Below are 20,675 nucleotides of genomic sequence, written 5' to 3' on the forward strand. Positions count from 1 at the left end.
TATACTCAAACGAGTATACGCTGTTTTATGATGAACTGATATTAGATTGTTGTTTCATACCAATCAAGTACTTGGTTTGGTGTCAAACGTTCACCATGACCTATACGAGATAGTTCCTCACCATCTTGAAATAAAACAAACGAAGGAATGCCACGTAGATTATGATTGGTGGCTACTGCAATGTTTTCGTCACGGTCGGCATCAATCCAACTAGATGTTTTGGTGATGGTGTCTTTAATGTTTTGAACAAAGGGTTTAATAGCACGGCAATCACCACACCAATCAGCTGACAAAAATAAGATATGACGGCCTTTTGATTTTATATGCGTTTCGATAGTCACATCGGTATTATGATTTGGTTGATACATGATTATACCTCTTTAAAATTAATGATTGAATTATAGCACAATATTTTATCGCTTGCTGTCTTTATGCTCAATTATAATAAATATGAGAATAGTGACAAAAAAATTTGAGAATGTTGTTGACAACGAATTGATAAACAGTTATAGTAAATACAACATAAACATTGAAGAGATAAGTACAACTAGCGTCTTAGCAAGAGAGCTCGTGATTGGTGAAATCGAGTAAGATATTAAGTTGGAAAATGGTCTTGGAGTTTCATAGATACGAGCAAGCGAGTACTCATATGTATAGCGCAGTAAGTTGAAGTCGGTAGTGCTCGTTAACGCACAACGTATAACCTTGAGGCTTTCACAGATGTTCTCGACGATTTCTGATGGGCGTACGTTAAGGTGTGGGCGCGAGAGCCCTGCATGAACACCGGGTGGTAACACGTTATTGGAACGTCCCGTAGTCTATATTAAAGACTACGGGACGTTTTTTGTTTTCATAAAATATTGAACAATAAGATTAGGGAGGATAAAGGGAAAATGAGCGTTATATTACAAAACGGTCTATTAAAACGTGAACGGTTGACACTAGGTGATTTTAAATTATTACAACCCACTTTAAATGTTTTAGTGGTTAATCTCATGCCAAATCGTTTACAAACAGAAAGGCAATTTGCACAATTACTTACAAAATTGTCGGTCAATGTACGTGTAACGTTTGTTATTCCGGCGACTCACCATATCAAAAATAATGCCGAAGTCGTGAGGAAAAATTACGCGACGTTCGATGATATCTGGCAAAAATCTTATGATGGGCTCATTGTTACAGGGGCCCCAGTCGATCGTGTAAAGTTTGAAAATATTGACTATTGGCAAGAGTTCCAGCAACTACTCACATGGCGAAAGACGCACGTGAAAGAAAATTTGTTTACTTGTTGGGCCGCTTATGGTGCGGGATACGCTGAACGTAACTTTCCTGTGAGACGTAGTGTTAAAAAAATATATGGTGTTTACCATGTCGATCATATTTTAAATCAAAGAAGTCAATTAACAGCTGACTTAACACAGATTACCATGCCACATTCACGATATTTTACAATTCCAAACGCAGGTGTTGCACGGCGTTTAAAAGTAGCAGGTAATGATTCAGTTGGTGCCTTTATTTTACGCGATGAACGCATACATTCGACTTATATTACGGGACATTTGGAATATGATACAAATACTTTAGAAGATGAGTATCAACGTGATATTAAAAAAGATGCGCAAACACAAAAACCAGAAAATTATTATGTTCAGGATCAACCGAATAATAATTGGCAATTGAGTGCTGAAAAAATTTTTTCTAATTGGGGAAAATTATTAATAGCAGAGACACAACGTACTGAAATTGTGGACGTATTGCCGGCAATAAACCATGAGTACAAAGGGGAAAAAATAGTATGACTAACAAAATAGATACGATTCTAGCGCAAGGCGGTAATGGAACAGATGATGCAAAGACGGGAGCAATCGTTAGTCCACTATACTTTTCAACAGCATACCGCCACCCGGGGTTGGGGGAATCGACAGGATTTGATTATGCACGTTTGAGTACGCCGACTAGGCATATTTTAGAAGAACAATTAGCTGTATTGGAACATGGCGTACAGTCATTTGCAACGAGTTCAGGCATGTCAGCGATTGATTTAGTGTTTTCAACAGTGCTTAAGACAGGTGATCATTTTCTAACCAGTAATGATCTTTATGGTGGCACTTACCGCTACTTTGATAAGCTTGTGACACAATGGGGTGTGAACTACGATGCCTGTAGTAGTTTAGATGATTTTTTAACAAAAATACAAACTACAACGAAATTAATTTGGATAGAAACACCTTCAAATCCGATGATGAAATTATTTGATATTAAACGCATCAGCCAAACCATTAAAGCAAAGTATCCTGATATTTTAATTGCAGTTGATAATACCTTTTTAACACCTATTTTTCAACAGCCCTTGACACTAGGCGCAGATATTGTCGTACATTCGGCGACTAAGTATCTTGGTGGACATAATGACATCTTGGCAGGGGCTGTGATTGCGGGAAGCGACGAATTAGCTGAGCAATTAGAGAAGGCTTTGGTAACAAGTGGTCAAGTCTTAGATTCTTTTAGTTCTTGGCTATTGCTTCGTAGTTTGAAGACGTTACATTTACGTATGACACGGCACAATGAAAACGGTCATTATTTAGCAGACAAATTAAGGCAAGTTGATGGTGTATCACATCTTAATTATGCGGGTGTTGGTGGCATGATTAGTTTTTATTTAAAAGATGATTATGATGTTGACGCCTTCTTGAAAGGCTTACATATTGCATCATTTGCGGAAAGCTTGGGTGGACCAGAAACACTCATTACTATTCCAGCAGTACAAACACATCACGATATGACGCAAGAGCAACGTCTTAACTTGGGTATTACAGATCAATTGGTTCGAGTGAGTGCCGGTTTGGAAGATAAAGATGACTTGTTAGATGATTTAACACAGGCCATAAAAGGAGCAAAGCAATGAGCGATTGGACAGATGTTATTCAAGCTGCAACAACGCATGATCCATTATCTGGTGCTGTGAATACACCAATACAATTAAGTTCAACTTTTAATCAACCTGATTTTGATCATTTTGGTCGATTTGACTATGCCCGATCTGGCAATCCAACACGAGAATCGGGAGAGCAGGCTGTTGCAAAATTAGAGCATGGCAAATATGGGTATCTGTTTAGCACAGGGATGGCTGCAATCAGCAGTGTTTTGTTCACATTATCTGCTGGTGATCATATTGTTGTTAGCAAGCATGTCTACGGTGGTACTTTTCGAGTATTATCTGATGTGTTACCTCGATGGGGTATCACGCATGATTTTGTAGATTTCACTGATTTAGATGCTATTGAGTCAGCTATTCGACCAGAAACAAAGGCATTATATATTGAAACGCCGTCCAATCCGGTACTTAATATTACTGATATTCGATCCGTAGTAGCACTTGCAAAGTCGCATGGTTTAATCACAATTGCAGATAATACATTTTTGTCGCCATTCTTACAAAAGCCATTAGATTTAGGCGTGGATATCGTGGTACATTCAGCAACCAAGTTTTTATCAGGACACTCTGATATCTTAGCTGGTGTGGTCGTGACGAATAGTCGTGATTTAGCTGAAAAAATTTATTTTATGCAAAACGCAGTTGGGGCGACACTAGGTGTGTTTGATACATGGCTATTGCTACGAGGCATTAAAACATTAGGCGTGCGCATGACACAGTCCAGCCAATCAGCACAAAAGATAGCCAATTATCTGTCAACACATGATAAAGTAGAACGTGTGTTATATCCAGGATTGGCTAGTCACCCAGGGCACATCATTCATGCCAACCAGTCAAAGTCAGGTGGTGCAGTTTTGAGCTTTGATGTTGGATCAGAAGCTCATGCTAAAACAGTGGTCGAAGCATTAAAAATACCCGTTTTCTCAGTGAGTTTAGGGGCGGTGGAAACCATCATCAGTTATCCACCAAAGATGAGTCATGCAGAATTAAATGCAGATGAATTGCGTGATACTGGTATTACACCAGGGTTACTAAGATTCTCCGTTGGTTTGGAAGATGCGGATGATCTGATTGCTGATTTAACACAAGCGTTAGCTTTAATTTAAGAATATACTATAAAGGAAAGGAGAAACGTATGTTTGGTCGTGTGATCAAGCATGCAAAATAATCATGGTAGAAATAGCTCAAACAAAGTTACATTATCATTTTGACCACGTCGGCTCATATTTGCGTCCGGAACGTTTAAAATTGGCTCGGGAGGCGTTTGCAAAGGGAAATATAGATCATGACGCTTTGCTAGAAGTGCAACATAGCGAGATAAAAAAGGTTGTTGACGAACAAGTCAAAGTGGGACTGCTTGCGGTAACAGATGGTGAATTCAACCGATCATGGTGGCATTTAGATTTTTTAGGTCAACTTGGTGGTTTTGAATTTTATGAACAAGAGGATTCGTATCATTTTCAAGGTGCTAAGACACGAACGACAAATGTGCGTTTAAATGGTAAGGTACATGCCAATTTGAAACATCCGTTCTTTGATGACTTTACGTACCTGAAATCAATTGTACCCGACGGTGTCGAAGTTAAACAAACCATACCATCACCGTCTTTGATCATTAATCGTGATCATCGTTCTGATTTGTGGTCAAAGTATTACGAACAATGGTCTGATTTTTTAGATGATTTAGCACAAGCCTATCATGAGACGTTGCAGCATTTTTATGATTTAGGTGCACGGTATATTCAACTAGACGACACGACTTGGGCGTACTTAATTGCACAATTAAATAAAAACAAAGATAATCTAGTGGCGTATGCTGAATATGAAAAGACGGCCGCAGATGATGTTTATGTGATTAATAAAGCATTGGCTGGTTTACCAGATGATTTAAAAATTTCAACTCATATTTGCCGTGGTAATTTTAAATCAACGTATTTGTTTGAAGGCAGTTATGAACCAATTGCTAAATATTTGGGGCAATTGAACTATGACGGTTTTTTCCTAGAGTATGATGATGCGCGTTCTGGTGATTTTAAACCGTTGGCAGCTATTTGGAACAACCGTCAAAATGTCGAAATTGTGCTTGGCTTACTGACGTCAAAATCGGCTGATTTAGAAGATGAAGCGGATGTCGCTAACCGTATACATGATGCAGAGCAATATGTGCCAGCCCAAAATTTGGCACTCTCAACGCAGTGTGGCTTTTCTTCAACAGAAGAGGGTAATGTATTGACGATACCAGACCAGTGGCAAAAGCTAAGATTAGTTAAAAAAATTGCTGATAAGTATTTGGCTTAAAGCATAGTAGAACCAAAGATTGATAAAAATTTAGTGATTAACGAGGAGAAAAATCATGACAGAAACAGTTGTTGAAAGTTTTACATTGGACCATACAAAAGTTAAGGCACCTTATGTGCGTGTGATTGAGTCACAAAACGGTCCTCAGGGTGGCAGTATTACCAATTACGATCTACGTTTGACACAACCCAATGAAACAGCAATTGAAACAGGTGGTTTGCACACTTTGGAACATCTATTTGCAGGCTTAGTTCGTGATGAAATTGACGGTATTATTGATATTTCGCCATTTGGATGTCGTACAGGTTTCCATGTCATTTCATGGGTGAATTACGATGCCGAAACATTGGCCAAGGTATTTAAAAAAGTACTAGAAAAGATCGTGAGTGATGAGGTAACCGAAGTACCTGCTGCTGAAATTGAAAGTTGTGGTAACTTTAAAGATCACAGTCTACATTCTGCCAAAGAGTGGGCTAAAATTATTCTGGCCCAAGGTATTTCAAGTGATGCATTTGAAAGAAAAATTGTATAAAAAATAATGAATCGATGATACGACTAGCGCACAAGTAATGGTGTGCTGTACATAATTTTAAAAAAGGAGAACGTCGCAATGCAAAAAATAACCCCACAGCGTTTTTTTGACATTACACGCGCACTCAGTACACTTTTAGGTACAGGGTTGATCTGGTACCGAATGTGTCTGTATACTGTTTTGCCGTCTCATTAAGGAAGTATAAAAAGAATAGAAAATAGGTTAAATTATGACAAAATTAAATAAAGAGTACGCTTTTGAAACACGCCAACTACATGCAGGGCAGGAAGAACCAGATTCTGCTACTGGTGCTCGCGTCACGCCCATCTATCAAACAGCTGCTTATGTTTTTTCAGATACAAAGCAAGCAGCAGGACGTTTTGCATTAACAGATGCCGGTAACATATACGGTCGCTTGACCAATCCAACCAATACTGTTTTTGAAACACGTATTGCTGCATTAGAGGGTGGCGCAGCAGCTATTTCTTTAGCTTCTGGCGCTGCCGCCGTGACTGCTGCCATTTTAAATGTTGCTGGTAGTGGTGACCATATCGTTGCTGCTTCAACTTTGTATGGTGGGACGGTAGAACTCTTTTCAGAAACATTGAAGAAATTGGGTATTGAAACCACATTTGTTGACCCAGATGAACCAAAAAACTTTGAAGAAGCCATTCAAGAAAATACAAAAGTGATTTTCTTTGAAAGTTTAGGTAATCCCAAAATCAATATTATTGATTTTGAAGCTGTGGCTGCGATTGCTAAAAAGCATGGTATCATTTCGATTGTTGATTCAACTTTTGCGACACCATTTTTGACACAACCTTTGGCACATGGTATTGATGTCGTTGTACATTCTGCAACGAAATTTATTGGTGGCCATGGTACAACATTAGGTGGTGTTGTGATTGAAAAAGGCGATTTTGACTACGTTGCGTCTGGGCGATATCCTGATTTTGTTAATCCCACGGCATCGTATAATGGTCTAGTTTGGGCCGATCTTGGTGCTGGTGCGTTTGTAACAAAAATACGAGCAGAGTACTTACGAGACACTGGTGCAACACTATCACCACAGTCAGCCTTCTATCTTCTGCAAGGATTAGAAACGTTATCATTACGTATTGAGAGACACGTTGAAAATGCCCGTAAAATTGTAGACTTTCTCAATAATCATGAGAAGGTGGCCTGGGTCAGTTATCCAGAATTATCAGATTCACCTTACAAAGCATTGGCTGATAAGTATTTTGAAAAAGGGGTCGGCTCCATTTTTACATTCGGTTTGAAACAAGGCGAAGAGGGCGCTAAGACGTTAATTAACAATTTGGACATCTTTTCGCTATTGGCCAATGTTGGTGATGCTAAATCATTGATTATTCATCCAAAATCAACAACCCATGCACAATTGAGTGATGAACAATTGGCTGCTGCTGGTATTTCACCAGACTTGATTCGTGTTTCAATTGGTATTGAAAATGTTAATGATTTGATTGCTGCGTTATCATCAGCACTTGAGACAGTATAAACAATGACTAGTTTTGTGTTATTTTGACACGGTGAGAGGAAAATCAATGATTGTTAATTGTCAAAATATTTATTATTTGCATACTAATAAAATCGTGACAGCTGTCTTTTTAAAGGGTAGTGGTGCGGTTGATGAGGTCGGTTGAATTAATTTCGGCACTTTAATAGCTAAAATGGTTATTGTAATTAATATTGTATTGAAAAATAGGAGAACACACATGACAACAACACTTAAAAAAATAGGATTCCAACACGTTGGTTCATTCTTGCGTCCAGCTGAATTAAAGCAAGCACGTGCAGATTTTGAATCAGGAAAAATAACACATGATGCACTAGAAGAAGTTGAGAATCAAACAATTTCACGACTTGTGGATCAGCAAGTTGCTGCTGGATTAGATGTTGTGACTGATGGTGAATTCCGCCGTTCATATTGGCATTTGGATAACTTCTGGGGATTTGATGGCGTAGAACAATTTAACTATGGCGAAGGCTATCAATTCGCTCATGAAGAAACGCGTGATGATTCTGCACGTCTCAGTGGTCGTTTAGGCTTTAATGTAGAAACGCACCCATTTATCAAACATTTTAAGTTTTTGAAGGCGGTAGCTGATGAAAAAGGTGTCGAAGCCAAAATTACGATTCCGTCACCTTCACAGTTTTATGCTGAATTATTCCGAGGCGTGAATGCTGAAGGTATTTCTCGTTTTTATGATTCAGTAGATGATTTGTATCAGGACATCAAGCGCGTTTATCACGAAGAAATTTTGGCGTTATACGAAGCTGGTGCACGTATTGTGCAATTGGATGATTGTACTTGGGGCATGTTAGTAGATCCTAATTTCTGGGAAACAATGGCAGGTGCTGGTTTTGATGTTAATGAACTTAAAAAAATATATGTTGATTTAAATAATGGTGCAATAGAAAATTTGCCAGAAGACTTGACTATCAATACGCATGTTTGCCGTGGCAATTACCATTCCGACTGGGCTGCTGCTGGTGGTTATGAGAAAGTTGCTGACGAATTATTTGGACAAGAAAATGTATCAACGTATTTCTTGGAATATGATTCAGAACGCGCCGGTGGTTTTGAACCATTAGCCAAAGTGTCTGGGGACAAACGTGTCGTACTTGGACTCATCACAACAAAATCAGGTGTATTGGAAGATAAACAAGTTATTATTGATCGTATTCATGAAGCAGCCAAATATTTGCCACTTGATCGTTTGTGGTTGTCAACGCAATGTGGATTCGCTTCAACAGAAGAAGGCAATGTGATCACGGAAGCACAACAATGGGAGAAGTTAGCATTAGTTCGTGATATTCAGAATACAGTTTGGGGACAATAACAGTTGTTTGGGTGCTGTTCTGTCATATGATCGCATCATTTTTGATACGTGATAAAGGTTTTAAGATTATAAGTGTGTGTTGTTAATTTGATCTTTGTTTTAGTGATTGGATCGCTGATTTAATTTGAATTGATTACGCAATATCATCTATTTTAATGATGTGGTAAGCTTTTATAATCATACGAAGGCGCGAACAGCGTGAGCGAAAGGTTCAATAATAAAATGAATAAAAAATTAACTATCGGGGTAATTTTAGCAGCAGTTGTGCTGGTTGGTGGCTATAGTTTTTTAAACAATCAGCCAAAAAATACAACGGGTAAAACACTTAATGTGACAGTTCAAAATACAATTACGACGTTAGATCCTAATTTTGCTGATGATGTTGGTTCAAATTGGGCTGAGACTCAAACTTTGCAAGGGCTTTATACGATGGATGCAAAAGGTAGTATTGTAGCTGGTGTTGCAGATAAAGTCGTGAAACCAACTAAAAATAATACTGTCTACCGTATCAAGTTAAAATCAAATCAAAAATGGTCTGATGGCAGTCAGGTTACTGCCAATGACTTTGTAGCTTCTGCTAAACGACAGGTTGATCCGGCTTCTAAATCAACACGTTCGAATCATTTTAAAGATTTGGCGGGTTATGATGCCATTCGAAAGCAAGGTGCTAATATTAATACTTTAGGTATTAAAGCGCCGGATGCTAAAACAGTTGAAATCACGTTGTCACATCCAGTGCCATACTTCAATTTCATTTTGGCTAATCAGTTATATCCGATTAACACCGATAAAGTCAAAGAATATGGTAAAAAGTATGGACAGACGGCAGCAACAACGGTTTCTAATGGTGCTTATCAAATTAAAAAGTGGAATCAATCTGCCACGACTTGGCAGTTCGAGAAGAATCCGCATTATGCTGATGCGAAAGATGTACACTATCAAACGATCAAAACAACCGTTGTCACTGATGCGACATTAGCAAGTAAACAATATTTATCTGGTAAAGTTGATGAAGCTGAAATATCTGGTAGCGTTCTAACTGATTTGAAAAAGACGAATGCAGCTGATATCCAATCTAAACAAAAGGGGCGCGTTGTCTTTATTGTTTGGAATTCTACGGACAAAATAGCTAGTAATACTAACTTTAAGCGCGCTATTAGCTATGCTATTGATCGTGATGTGTTAGCAAAGCAAACACTGGCTGATGGTTCAACAGCTGCTAAATCTATTATTCCAAGTGGCGAGGTTAGCGTAGCAGGTCAAGATCTGAATCATGGACTGGATCTACCGTTTGATAAGAAAAAGGCGCAAGATTATTTGAAACAAGCACAAAGTGAGATCGGTGAAAAGAAACTGAAATTAACTTTGAATATGGCGGATACAGATGCGTATAAATCACTTGGTGTGTATTTGAAACAACGTATTGAGACTGTATTACCAGATGTGACAATTGAATTAAATAGAATGCCTTTAAATGCTGAAATATCTGCATTTAATAATCGTAATTTCCAAGCAGGAACATTGAGTTGGTCAACGGATTATAATGATCCTATCGACTTTTTAGATACGGCCTATTCAGGTGGCGCAATTAACTTTACAAAGTGGCATAATAAGGCGTATGATAATCTAATTGATCAAATTAACGCGCAAGGTGAAGCAAACGATAAGCGTTATAATTTAGAGAAAAAAGCAGCTGCGTTAAATAACGATCTTAATGGTGTCACACCGCTATATCAAGTTTCAAATGTTCACTTGTTAAATAAAAAAGTTCGTCATCTTAACTATCCGGTTGTTGGATACCAAAATTATAAATACGCCGAATAAAGCATAAGAGTCAAGGAGTTTACGATGAAAACAATAGGTGTCGCTGGTAATCATGCTGTGCATGCTAATCCTAAGTTTGGTACGAATTATGTCAATTATATTCAAAAAAACTATATGACTGGTATTACGGAAGCAGGCGCCTTACCTATTATTTTGCCAATCAGTCAACCAGAATTAGCAGTAGACTATGTAGCGACCGTTGATGCGTTAGTATTAGCAGGCGGGCAAGATGTCTCACCTGATTATTATGGTGAAGAACCAATACCAGCAATTGGTGAAATTGATCGGCATCGCGATGCGTTTGAACTGGCTTTAGTGAAAGAAGCGATTCGTGTGGGTAAGCCAATTTTTGGTATCTGCCGTGGTGCACAAGTGATCAATGTCGCATTAGGTGGGACCTTGTATCAAGATTTAGCTAGCCAGTATGAACCCTTAGCGGTTAAGCATAATCAGTATCCAACAAAATGGTCAACGCCAACGCATCAGTTGCAATGGCAACGTCCCAACTGGCTGAGTGATGTCATATCACCAAAGTCACTCGTGAACACTTTCCATCATCAAGCTATCAAGGATTTTGGCACTGGATTGGTTTTAGATGCAACAAGTTCAGATGGTGTGGTTGAGGCTTTTTCAGATGATAAACGTCAAATTTATGGTGTCCAGTGGCACCCGGAAATGCTATTAATGGCGGAACCAGAATCACAAAAGATATTTGATCGGTTTGTTGCATTAGTTTAGACATGATATTTGTCACAAAGTCGTTATATTGACGGCTTTTTTTACTGGTTAAAGTAGCGTACAATGTGATGAGTAATATAGAATATGTTTTTAGAAATGTGTGCGAGTGAACTTAAAATGGCATGACGTGTCAGGCAATTTTAAAAATTCAGATCTTAATCACTTTGGAGAATGAGATGTTTCAATATATTAAAAAAATATTGATTGGTAAACCACTTAAAACATTAGATGAGGGTGGTCAATCACTGACTAAGACAAAAGCCTTGGCGTTGCTATCTTCAGATGCATTATCATCTGTTGCGTATGGAACAGAATCAATTACAACGGCGCTGTTAGCTGCTGGTGCCGTAGCCTTATGGCTACAGCTGCCAATTGCAATTCTGGTTTTGGTTTTATTAGCTGCTATCGTTTTGAGTTATCGACAAATTATTCATGCTTATCCATCAGGTGGTGGTGCGTATGCTGTAGCCAGCGAAAATTGGGGTGCTAAGGCGGGCCTTGTAGCTGGTGGTTCGTTATTAGTTGACTATATGTTAACGGTTGCAGTATCGGCCTCAGCGGCATCTGACGCGATTACAGCTGCTGCACCGATGTTACAACGATTTGTTGTGCCACTATCCATTATCATTGTCATTTTGTTAACTGGCATGAACTTACGTGGGTTGCGTGAAAGTGCTAATTTTTTGATGTTTCCGGTCTACTTTTTTGTTGTTGTGCTAGCAGTTATGATTTTATGGGGTGTTTTCCAAGCATTAACCGGACAATTGCCTTATCATGCTGCTGCTAGAGTCGGCACAAGCTTTTCCGGTCTGTCATTTGTTTTATTCATGCGTGCTTTCTCAAGTGGTTCATCATCATTGACTGGTGTTGAAGCAATTTCTAATGCAGTGCCAAATTTCAAGGTCCCTAAAGAAAAACATGCTGCTGCAACCTTGTCAACAATGGCTATTATTTTGGCGACATTTTTTGGTGGTATTACTTTCTTGAGCTATTGGTATGGTATCACGCCAAATAGCCACTCAACAGTTTTATCACAAATTGCAGCCATTACTTTTGGCGGCCACGGTATTGGCTTTTATACGATTCAACTGGCGACCGCACTTATTTTGGCGGTCGCTGCCAACACTGGCTTCTCGGCTTTCCCAATGTTAGCGTTGAATTTAGCACGTGATAAATATTTACCGCATTTGTATATGGATAAAGGAGATCGTTTAGGGTACTCTAATGGTATTTTATCATTGGCTTTTGGGGCAATTGTATTATTGTTAATTTTTCATGGCTCAACAGATGCCCTCATCCCTTTGTATGCAGTAGGTGTTTTTGTGCCCTTCACATTATCACAGTCAGGGATGATTATTCACTGGTGGCGTAAGAAGCCTAAGCGATGGTTTATCAAGGCAGTCATTAATTTTGTGGGTGCTTTTATTTCGGCAGTGTTAGTGATAACATTATTTGCTACAAGAATTGAACACGTATGGCCCTATTTATTGATTATGCCAGTCGTGATGTACATGTTCCTCAAAATTAAGGGGCACTATACAAGTATTGCTAGACAGTTACGTTTAGCATATGCTAAGAATGATCACACAGTACGGCATCACTATGATGGATCAACGGTTATTGTATTGGTGTCCAATGTGACAAGGGTGACCACAGAAGCGGTTGACTATGCATTATCGATAGGTGATTATGTGGTCGCAATGCATGTCAGTTTCGATGTTAATCCTAAAAAAGAGTTGGAAACATCAACCCAATTTAAAATTGATTTTCCAGATGTTAGATATGTTGATATTCATTCATCCTATCGTTCCATTGTAAAACCTGCTTTGAGTTTTGTTGATGCTGTTGTTAAACAAGCTGAGAAACGTAATCATTCAGTTACAGTACTTGTGCCCCAGTTCGTACCGAAAAAGCCATGGCAAAATATTTTGCATAACCAAAATTCATTGCGCTTAAGGACAGCTTTTGCGGCACGTAAAGATATATCGGTTTCGACATATTATTATCACTTATCAGAATAAAATCTGTGAGGAGAGTACGATAATTTGGATATTTAATGTAAAGGAGAAGGCGTTGTGCATGATCAAATCGCACATACGTGTTAAAAATGATGTCACAAGATACAAAATTAATGTTATTTTTCATTTGGGTCGTGATTGCCATGCTGATTTCAACAATTGGTCTAGTTGCTATTATCCGTTGGTATCATCGCGAAGTAAATAAAGTTAAACAGAATCAGCGGAATGAACAATTAGAAAATAAAAAAAACAAGTAAGTGTTTTGCAGCGCTTGGTTTCGTTACCGATTACGCAAATAGAGGAAACAACTGTTGGGAAAAAAAGGAAAATAAATAGTGTAGTGCTAGAATTTGTCTTGCTGATTCACATGAGTTGACAGACTGAGGGATCGTATATATAATATAATGATATTTAATTCACACTTTGGAGGATAATTGTGGAAAATATTAAAAATTTAGTTTATATTGCTGTAAGATCTTTGTTTTCATTAATTTTGATTGTATCAGGTAGCACGATGTTGTATTTAGGAGGAAAGTCGCCAGTTTCATATACTGTCAAGGCAGCCCAAAATTTTAGTGATGCTTTTGAGAATACAGGATACTTCTTCTATTTTATTGGAATAGTAATGGTTATTATAGGATTATTAGTTATTCTGAACAAATATGTGGCGTTGGCACTGGTGATATTTATGCCGGTTTCAATAAATATGGTATTATTTCATCTGTTTTTAATGCCACAATCAGGAATACCAGCATATTTCGTCCTATTAATGAATGCTTATTTAATGTTTAAGAATCTAGATAAGTATCGTCCTTTATTGGCAGTTAATTGATGTGCTGTTTATGTTAAAATTTTTATTAAAAAGAAACCCAAAAAGTCAAAGTACTTTTTGGGTTTCTTTTTGTGTATACAATTATATTCAGGCGGAAATTTGATTGATTTATTAGTTAGATAGTCGTGTTGCGACGCTTTCACCTTTTTTTGTACGAATCTGAGTATAAGAGCTAGTAATGTTTGTTTGTTGAATTAATTGTTCAGTACCCTTAATACCCATTTCATAAAAGGATTGTTGAATACTTGTCAACTGGGGATAGATAATGTCACATAGGGCAGTGCCATCAATGCCGATAACTGATAATTCGGAGGGAATACGACGCTGCAATTGTCGTGCACGATTGATTACCCCAGCAGCAACTAGATCACTTCCAGCTACGACGGCAGTTAAATGAGGTAGTTTTTCGAGCATATTCATTGCCTGAATACCATCGTCATAAAGCCAATTACCAGGTATGACATAGTCGGCACGGTAGGCAATATGGTGATCTTTTAAAGCTTGCCGATAGCCATCAAGTCTTAATTGGCCGACACATGATGGGATATCTGCACCAACAAATGCAATTTCTCTATGACCGTGCATAATTAGATAATTCGTTGCCTGATAGCCAATATCAAAATCGTTTGATGCAATGAAATGTAAATCTGGTTCAGGTTGAGCAACAGATAAAAAAATATAGGGAATGTCTGTGGAACGCAAAAAGTGAGCATTCGTCGAACTGAGTGTGATACCTAATAAAAGTATACCTCGAACACTTCTTTCAGATATTGTTTTGAGTGCTTGCATTTGTAAAATTTCGCTATCTTCACCAGCATAGGCGATAATAATATCTATGTCATGTAAGGAAGCAACTTTTTGAATGCCAGCAATAATTTCTTGTGCGAAATTAGTTGGGCTGGCAGGTAAGATAATACCTAATACTTGGCTTGTTTTGGTAACCAATTCAATTGCTGAACGATTTTTTCGATAATTGAGATCTTTAGCAATTTGATTAATTTTAGAAATTGTTTCAGGAGCATATCCACTATATAGCGATGGTTTATCGGATAAAATACGTGAAACTGTCGATGGAGAAACGCCTGCAATGCGGGCAATATCTTTTATTGTCGTAGCCATAAATTTACCTAGATTATTTTAGATTCGTTACTTTAACTATAGAGTAAATCCACAAAATAGTAAAATAAAAATATTTTAAGCATTGCAAACGTTTGCATAAAAATGTTATAGTATTTTATGTAAACGTTTACACGATTTTGATATTCGAATATGTTTGTTGTTTAGGTAACAGTAAATATTGATTTACTGGATTAAATGTTGAGAAAGGCAAAAATCATGAAAAAAGCATTACCCGCAACGCATACAAGCATGATGCGTTATGCGGTATTGTCAATATCTCTAATTATTACGACTGGGCCGGCAGTGTCATCAGCTTTACCATTAATGGCAAAGAATTTTCCCAATATTTCATTGGCAATGATTGATATGATTGCCACTGTTCAACAATTTACAATTATGATATTTTTGTTGATCTCGGGTAGCATTGCTAAGAAAATCGGTATTAAACCGACTATTTCTATTGGTTTAATCATTACAGGTGTTGCAGGTATATTTCCTGTATTTAGTCAAAGTTTCGTAGCAATATTCATATCTCGATTGTTGTTAGGTGTTGGTATTGGATTATTTAATTCATTAGCAATTACTGTGATTGATTTATTGTTTACCGGCAACGATAAGGCACAAATGTTGGGGAATCGTTCTGCAATGGAGCAACTTGGTGTATGTATTTTGAATTTAGTGGTTGGTTTATTGTTATTAATTAACTGGCATATGGCATTTTTGATTTATGCTTTGGCGTTTCCAATTATGATATTTTTTTGGCGATATGTACCAGAACCTCGCGTTAATAAAGAAAGCAAAGAAACGCACCAAAAAATTAATATGCCAGTTGTTTGGCTGGCCTTGCTATTATTTTTCTTGGTTATGTGTTCAACAGCAATTATTGTGCAAATACCAAATATCATTGTGCGGGGGTCTTTAGGATCAGCAACAACGGCTAGCCTGATTATTTCTTTGAATACGTTAGCCGGGATGGCAATGGGATTTTTATTTGGACGTATATACAAAGTGGTTAGTGATATGACTTTACCTATTGGCACATTTCTAATGGCGATGGGTGCAATACTCATTGGTATGGGTGGAAATTTATATATTGTATCGCTAGGGACAATATTATGTGGCTTTTCTTATCCATTAGCCGGAACCTATGCATTCAACTTATTGTCTAAAATTGCACCCCAAGGTTCGGAAACACTAGGTAATTCTGTTTTACTGATTGGCTGTAATTTAGGATCGTTTATTAGTCCAATCGGGGTTCGTATACTAGCTAAAATCAGTGGTAATGCTTTTATCGGTATGTTTATTGTGTTATTGGTTGTGACTGGCGGCATTTTAGTTTTTCAATGGGCTAGTAAGCATGTTTCCAAAATGAAGAAAGTGTAGGCATTAAATAATGACAAAGAAAAATTGGTGGCAAGAAGCGGTTGTTTATCAAGTATATCCAATGAGTTTTCAGGATAGTGACGGTGATGGTATTGGTGATATTGGGGGTCTAACACAACGATTACCTTATATTAAACAATTGGGCGCAGATGTGATTTGGCTCAATCCAATTTATTGCTCACCTAACAAAGACAATGGTTATGATATAAGTGATTATCAAAATATCCAACCAACTTATGGCACCATGGCACAATATGATGAGATGCTAGCGATGGCGCACAAGTTGGGGTTGAAAATCATGATGGATCTTGTTGTTAACCATACATCTGATCAGCATCAATGGTTCATTGAAAGTAAAAAATCAAAAGACAATCCATATCGCGATTATTATATTTGGCATGATCCTGTTGATGGACATGAACCTAATAATTGGGGATCCTTCTTTAGTGGTTCAGCTTGGAAATTTGACGAAGCTACTGGACAATACTATTTGCATCTTTTTGCCGATGTTCAACCAGATTTAAATTGGGAAAATCCGGTTGTTCGTAATGACGTATGGCATTTAATGACGTTTTGGCTAGACAAAGGCATTGATGGATTCCGAATGGATGTGATCAATTTGATATCCAAGACAGCTGGATTGCCGGATATACCAAAACCAGATAATGCTATTTATTCAGATGCGACAGCGATTGCTAATGGTCCACGCTTGAATGAATTTTTGCAAGAAATGAACAGCAAGGTTTTATCTCATTATGATGTGATGACTGTGGGCGAAATGCCAGGTGTGACACCTGAAAAGGCACAAGAGTATACTAATTTGAAGGGTAATGAACTGAATATGGTTTTCCAGTTTGAACACATTGCCTTAACGCCCAATCCAGATGAAAGATTAACGAAGTGGAATGATGAAAAGGTTAAATTGACTGATCTGAAAGCATCACTATCTAAATGGCAAATTGGTCTAGATGGTAAAGGATGGAATAGCTTGTACTGGAATAACCATGATCAGCCACGTGCTGTGTCACGATTTGCAACAGATGATCCTAAATATCGTGTCAAAGCAGCTAAAATGTTAGCGACGACTTTACATATGTTGCAAGGTACACCATATATTTATCAAGGCGAAGAAATTGGTATGACGAATGTTAAACTTGATGATATTTCTCAATATGAAGATATTGAAACGCTAAATGCCTATCAACAATTTGTTGTAGAAGAAAAAATTGTCGATAAAGAGACGATGATGCGTTATTTTGCTACCATGTCGCGCGATCATGCACGCACACCGATGCAATGGTCAAGTGCAGAAAACGCTGGTTTTACAACTGGAAAACCTTGGTTTAATCTCAATTCAAATTATACCAATATCAATGTCGAGGCGGCTTTGGCAGATGACGATTCTGTCTTTTATTATTATCAAAAGCTCATTCAACTACGTCATGCGTCTGAATTGATTATTTATGGTAGTTATGAGGCCATTGATCCAGAAGACAATGAGGTATTTGCTTACCGTCGCCATTATAATGGTCAAACATTGCTAGTATTGAGTAATTTTACTAATCAAACTGTTATGCGTGATTATGGACAAAATGCTGCTGATCAAATATTGATTAGTAATTATACCGACAATAAAAACAATGTGCTCAGACCATACGAAACACAAGTATATTTATTCGAATAATCGTTTCAAAAGTCAATAAAGTGACATTATCCAAAGTGTCATATCGGTTAATGTACCGATATTGTCGTATTTAGGGTATCTTTTTGCTATAAAACACCCCTTAAGTTGGTCAACTTAAGGGGTGTTTTATGTATCGTCGTGTCGATTTTATATTGATAAACTGAGTATAAAAAAGTAGACCATATATTATTTTATATTAGAATGTTTCTGTGTCGATGCTTTCTAACCTATTATGCCAATCAACATCAGGATATTTACGAGATAATGATGTTGCTAATACACGCTTTGCTAAGTTGCCATTACGTGTGAATATTGGCCCATGAAAGTAAGAACCATAAACATTGCGATAAATAACGCCTTCAGTATTGTCCATGCCATTGTTGCCGTTGCCGGAAATGACAGTTCCTAGCGCACGTTCTCCTTGACCTAAAAATGTACGACCTTGATGATTTTCAAAACCATGGTAGGTTTCGCCAGTGTCGTTATTTTTGATGACAATATTACCAGTTAAACGTTTCCCTGGTAACACTGTGAGATTATCTTGATACATATTCGTGGTGTAATGGTCCATCACGCCAATGCCGTTAACTTTTGTACCATCAGCCATAATCATGTAATGTCCGAGTAATTGGAAGCCACCACAAATGGCAAGCAAAGGACCGCCAGTTTCAATATATTGTCGTAAATTTTCAGTTTTTGTGACTAAGTCCTGTGCAACAATTGTTTCTTCATAATCTTGTCCACCACCAAGTAAAGCGAAGTCAAATGCGGTATCATCAAAGTGATCGCCAAGTGATACGAGATGATAATTAACACGGACATTAATTTGCTTGGCATAGTAAGTCAGGGCAATGATATTACCATAATCACCATAAGTATTCATGAGGTCACCATAAAGATGGGCTACAGAAATGTTATAATCTGCCATTAGAATCCTCCTTTAATGTAGCCAGCTGAGCCTAATTGCTCGCGAAGTTGTAACATTGCTGTATAGGTAGCTGCAATATAGACTTTATCAGTTGGAAAAGATGTAATGGACTTGATAACTTGTGTTAAGTCTTCGTAAATGGCCTGATCTGAGAAGCCGGCCATTTTTAAGCGTACACGTAGATCTTGATAACGCTCACCACCAGTAGCAATCGCCTTGATATTTGTATCATGTAATTTTTCAAACTCAGCGTCCCAAATCCAACTGGTATCAATACCATCAGCGTAGTTAGCATTTAATAACGTTAGTAAGGAAAAATCATTTTCTTCAGTTAGCATCATATCAATGACAGAATTCGTACCAACAGGATTTTTAATCAGAACGATTGTGACATCTTTGCCGTCAACGTTGATTGTTTCCTGACGACCAAAAATTTGTGCATTAGATTCAAAAGCTTTTTTAATTTGTTCAGGCGAAACATTAAACTCACGTCCGACAGCAAAAGCAGTGAGCGCATTGTATATGTTATATAGTCCGCCAATTTCAATTCTAAAAGGGGTGTTGTCAATACTAAATATTGAGTATTTTGGTGTTAATTTATCGACACTGGTCACTTGATAACGTAGTGCCGGACGAGCAAATTTGTCAGTGGTGCTAAAATATTTACCCAAATTACCATAAGTCATGAAATCATAGTGAAGGACTGAATGGTCGGTTGGCGATAGAATGCCATCAGTGTTGATTGGTGCGGCACTAGGTTGATAGTCTGCAGGTAAAATGTGATTAAAACCGAAAAATTGTCGCTCATTGGGGAAGTCACCCCGCATGAAAATAGGTGAGTCACCATTGGCTAAGACAACCGCGTGAGGGGCATGTTTAATGCCTGCGATGATTTTATCATACGTTGTATAGATTTCACCATAACGGTCAAGTTGATCACGAAAAATATTGGTCAATACAAACATTTTAGGCGCAATGGCAGCTGTAATTTTTTCAACATTTGCCTCATCAACTTCCAGTACCGCAATTGGCTTTTTGCCGTTAGGAGATGGCTTGACTTTTGTAGTAACGAGCGTACCGGTAATACCTTGAATCATATTTGAACCGGACGGATTTGTGATGACAGTGTAGCCACCAGATGTTAAGACGCGTGTAATCAGTGCCGTTGTTAATGTTTTGCCATTAGTGCCAGTGACAATGATCAGGTCAAAATTTTTCTGAATACTTTGCAAAATATTTGGATCGATTGCAACTGCTATTTTTCCAGGCAGACTTGTGCCACCACGATGTAACACATCATGCAAAAGCCAATAGGTGCTTTTAGCTGCGATGTGTGCAAATGAACTTTTAAGTGTCATAATGTCCCCACTTTCATGTTTATAATTTTACCACGAGAGCACCGTTGTTGGTTAATTTTGATTAAATATTAAATTGATTCAATAACATAAGCACAGGTTTTAAAAGGGTGGCGTACCATAAAAAGGTCATGTTAAAAAGCAATAAAATTAATATTGGTACAA

The 20,675-nt window shown here is 37.8% G+C and carries 18 protein-coding genes; 14 read left to right on the plus strand and 4 right to left on the minus strand.

Annotation, left to right across the window (positions count from 1 at the left end; translation table 11 throughout):
• Positions 1 to 41 precede the first annotated feature (41 nt).
• Positions 42 to 368: a thioredoxin family protein gene (locus tag LKI_RS07565; protein WP_013103547.1), complete on the minus strand. Its 327-nt coding sequence runs from the start codon at positions 366 to 368 to the stop codon at positions 42 to 44.
• 525 nt (positions 369 to 893) lie between these two features.
• Here LKI_RS07565 and LKI_RS07570 point away from each other — a divergent pair.
• The 12 genes from LKI_RS07570 to LKI_RS07620 all read left to right on the plus strand — a co-directional run bounded on the left by LKI_RS07570 (position 894) and on the right by LKI_RS07620 (position 14,041).
• On the plus strand, positions 894 to 1,799 hold the full coding sequence (locus LKI_RS07570; RefSeq protein ID WP_013103548.1) for a homoserine O-acetyltransferase/O-succinyltransferase family protein: 906 nt from the start codon (positions 894 to 896) through the stop codon (positions 1,797 to 1,799).
• Positions 1,796 to 2,905, plus strand: a complete 1,110-nt coding sequence (locus LKI_RS07575; protein WP_013103549.1) for a trans-sulfuration enzyme family protein — start codon at positions 1,796 to 1,798, stop codon at positions 2,903 to 2,905. Before LKI_RS07570 ends, LKI_RS07575 begins: the two co-directional genes overlap by 4 nt.
• A complete protein-coding gene (locus LKI_RS07580) occupies positions 2,902 to 4,041 on the plus strand; it encodes a trans-sulfuration enzyme family protein (protein ID WP_013103550.1) in 1,140 nt (379 codons plus the stop codon). The genes LKI_RS07575 and LKI_RS07580 overlap by 4 nt, the downstream gene beginning before the upstream one ends.
• A gap of 64 nt (positions 4,042 to 4,105) precedes the next feature.
• A complete protein-coding gene (locus LKI_RS07585; RefSeq protein WP_013103551.1) occupies positions 4,106 to 5,233 on the plus strand; it encodes a vitamin B12 independent methionine synthase in 1,128 nt (375 codons plus the stop codon).
• Positions 5,234 to 5,288: 55 nt separating this feature from the next.
• The gene (locus LKI_RS07590) at positions 5,289 to 5,765 is read left to right on the plus strand and encodes an S-ribosylhomocysteine lyase (RefSeq protein ID WP_013103552.1); all 477 of its coding nucleotides are present in this window, start codon (positions 5,289 to 5,291) and stop codon (positions 5,763 to 5,765) included.
• Between the two features lie 229 nt (positions 5,766 to 5,994).
• The gene (locus tag LKI_RS07595; protein WP_013103553.1) at positions 5,995 to 7,284 is read left to right on the plus strand and encodes an O-acetylhomoserine aminocarboxypropyltransferase/cysteine synthase family protein; all 1,290 of its coding nucleotides are present in this window, start codon (positions 5,995 to 5,997) and stop codon (positions 7,282 to 7,284) included.
• A gap of 217 nt (positions 7,285 to 7,501) precedes the next feature.
• Positions 7,502 to 8,629 (plus strand): 5-methyltetrahydropteroyltriglutamate--homocysteine S-methyltransferase, encoded by a 1,128-nt coding sequence (locus LKI_RS07600; protein ID WP_013103555.1) that lies wholly within the window; start codon positions 7,502 to 7,504, stop codon positions 8,627 to 8,629.
• A 222-nt stretch (positions 8,630 to 8,851) separates the two neighbouring features.
• The gene (locus LKI_RS07605; RefSeq protein ID WP_013103556.1) at positions 8,852 to 10,453 is read left to right on the plus strand and encodes a peptide ABC transporter substrate-binding protein; all 1,602 of its coding nucleotides are present in this window, start codon (positions 8,852 to 8,854) and stop codon (positions 10,451 to 10,453) included.
• A gap of 24 nt (positions 10,454 to 10,477) precedes the next feature.
• A complete protein-coding gene (locus LKI_RS07610) occupies positions 10,478 to 11,191 on the plus strand; it encodes a gamma-glutamyl-gamma-aminobutyrate hydrolase family protein (protein ID WP_013103557.1) in 714 nt (237 codons plus the stop codon).
• Between the two features lie 176 nt (positions 11,192 to 11,367).
• Positions 11,368 to 13,212: an APC family permease gene (locus LKI_RS07615; protein ID WP_013103558.1), complete on the plus strand. Its 1,845-nt coding sequence runs from the start codon at positions 11,368 to 11,370 to the stop codon at positions 13,210 to 13,212.
• A gap of 86 nt (positions 13,213 to 13,298) precedes the next feature.
• A complete protein-coding gene (locus LKI_RS11005; RefSeq protein ID WP_013103559.1) occupies positions 13,299 to 13,466 on the plus strand; it encodes a hypothetical protein in 168 nt (55 codons plus the stop codon).
• Between the two features lie 179 nt (positions 13,467 to 13,645).
• The gene (locus tag LKI_RS07620; RefSeq protein WP_013103560.1) at positions 13,646 to 14,041 is read left to right on the plus strand and encodes a DUF3185 family protein; all 396 of its coding nucleotides are present in this window, start codon (positions 13,646 to 13,648) and stop codon (positions 14,039 to 14,041) included.
• Between the two features lie 111 nt (positions 14,042 to 14,152).
• Here the strand turns inward: LKI_RS07620 and LKI_RS07625 are convergent, their stop codons facing one another.
• On the minus strand, positions 14,153 to 15,160 hold the full coding sequence (locus LKI_RS07625) for a LacI family DNA-binding transcriptional regulator (RefSeq protein ID WP_013103561.1): 1,008 nt from the start codon (positions 15,158 to 15,160) through the stop codon (positions 14,153 to 14,155).
• A gap of 216 nt (positions 15,161 to 15,376) precedes the next feature.
• On the opposite strand from LKI_RS07625, the gene LKI_RS07630 reads away from it, so the two are divergent.
• The gene (locus LKI_RS07630) at positions 15,377 to 16,543 is read left to right on the plus strand and encodes an MFS transporter (protein ID WP_013103562.1); all 1,167 of its coding nucleotides are present in this window, start codon (positions 15,377 to 15,379) and stop codon (positions 16,541 to 16,543) included.
• Between the two features lie 10 nt (positions 16,544 to 16,553).
• Positions 16,554 to 18,227, plus strand: coding sequence for a glycoside hydrolase family 13 protein (locus LKI_RS07635; RefSeq protein ID WP_013103563.1), 1,674 nt, complete (start codon positions 16,554 to 16,556; stop codon positions 18,225 to 18,227).
• Between the two features lie 196 nt (positions 18,228 to 18,423).
• On the opposite strand, the gene LKI_RS07640 is transcribed toward LKI_RS07635, so the two are convergent.
• Together LKI_RS07640 and LKI_RS07645 are read right to left on the minus strand one after the other, a co-directional pair.
• Entirely contained in the window at positions 18,424 to 19,155 is a 732-nt protein-coding gene (locus LKI_RS07640) for a type 1 glutamine amidotransferase (protein ID WP_013103564.1), read from the minus strand.
• Positions 19,155 to 20,513 carry a Mur ligase family protein gene (locus LKI_RS07645; protein ID WP_013103565.1) on the minus strand — a complete coding sequence of 453 codons (1,359 nt, stop codon included), beginning with the start codon at positions 20,511 to 20,513 and terminating at the stop codon, positions 19,155 to 19,157. The genes LKI_RS07640 and LKI_RS07645 overlap by 1 nt, the downstream gene beginning before the upstream one ends.
• Positions 20,514 to 20,675 lie beyond the last annotated feature (162 nt).

Source organism: Leuconostoc kimchii IMSNU 11154 (assembly GCF_000092505.1).
Lineage (GTDB): Bacteria > Bacillota > Bacilli > Lactobacillales > Lactobacillaceae > Leuconostoc > Leuconostoc kimchii.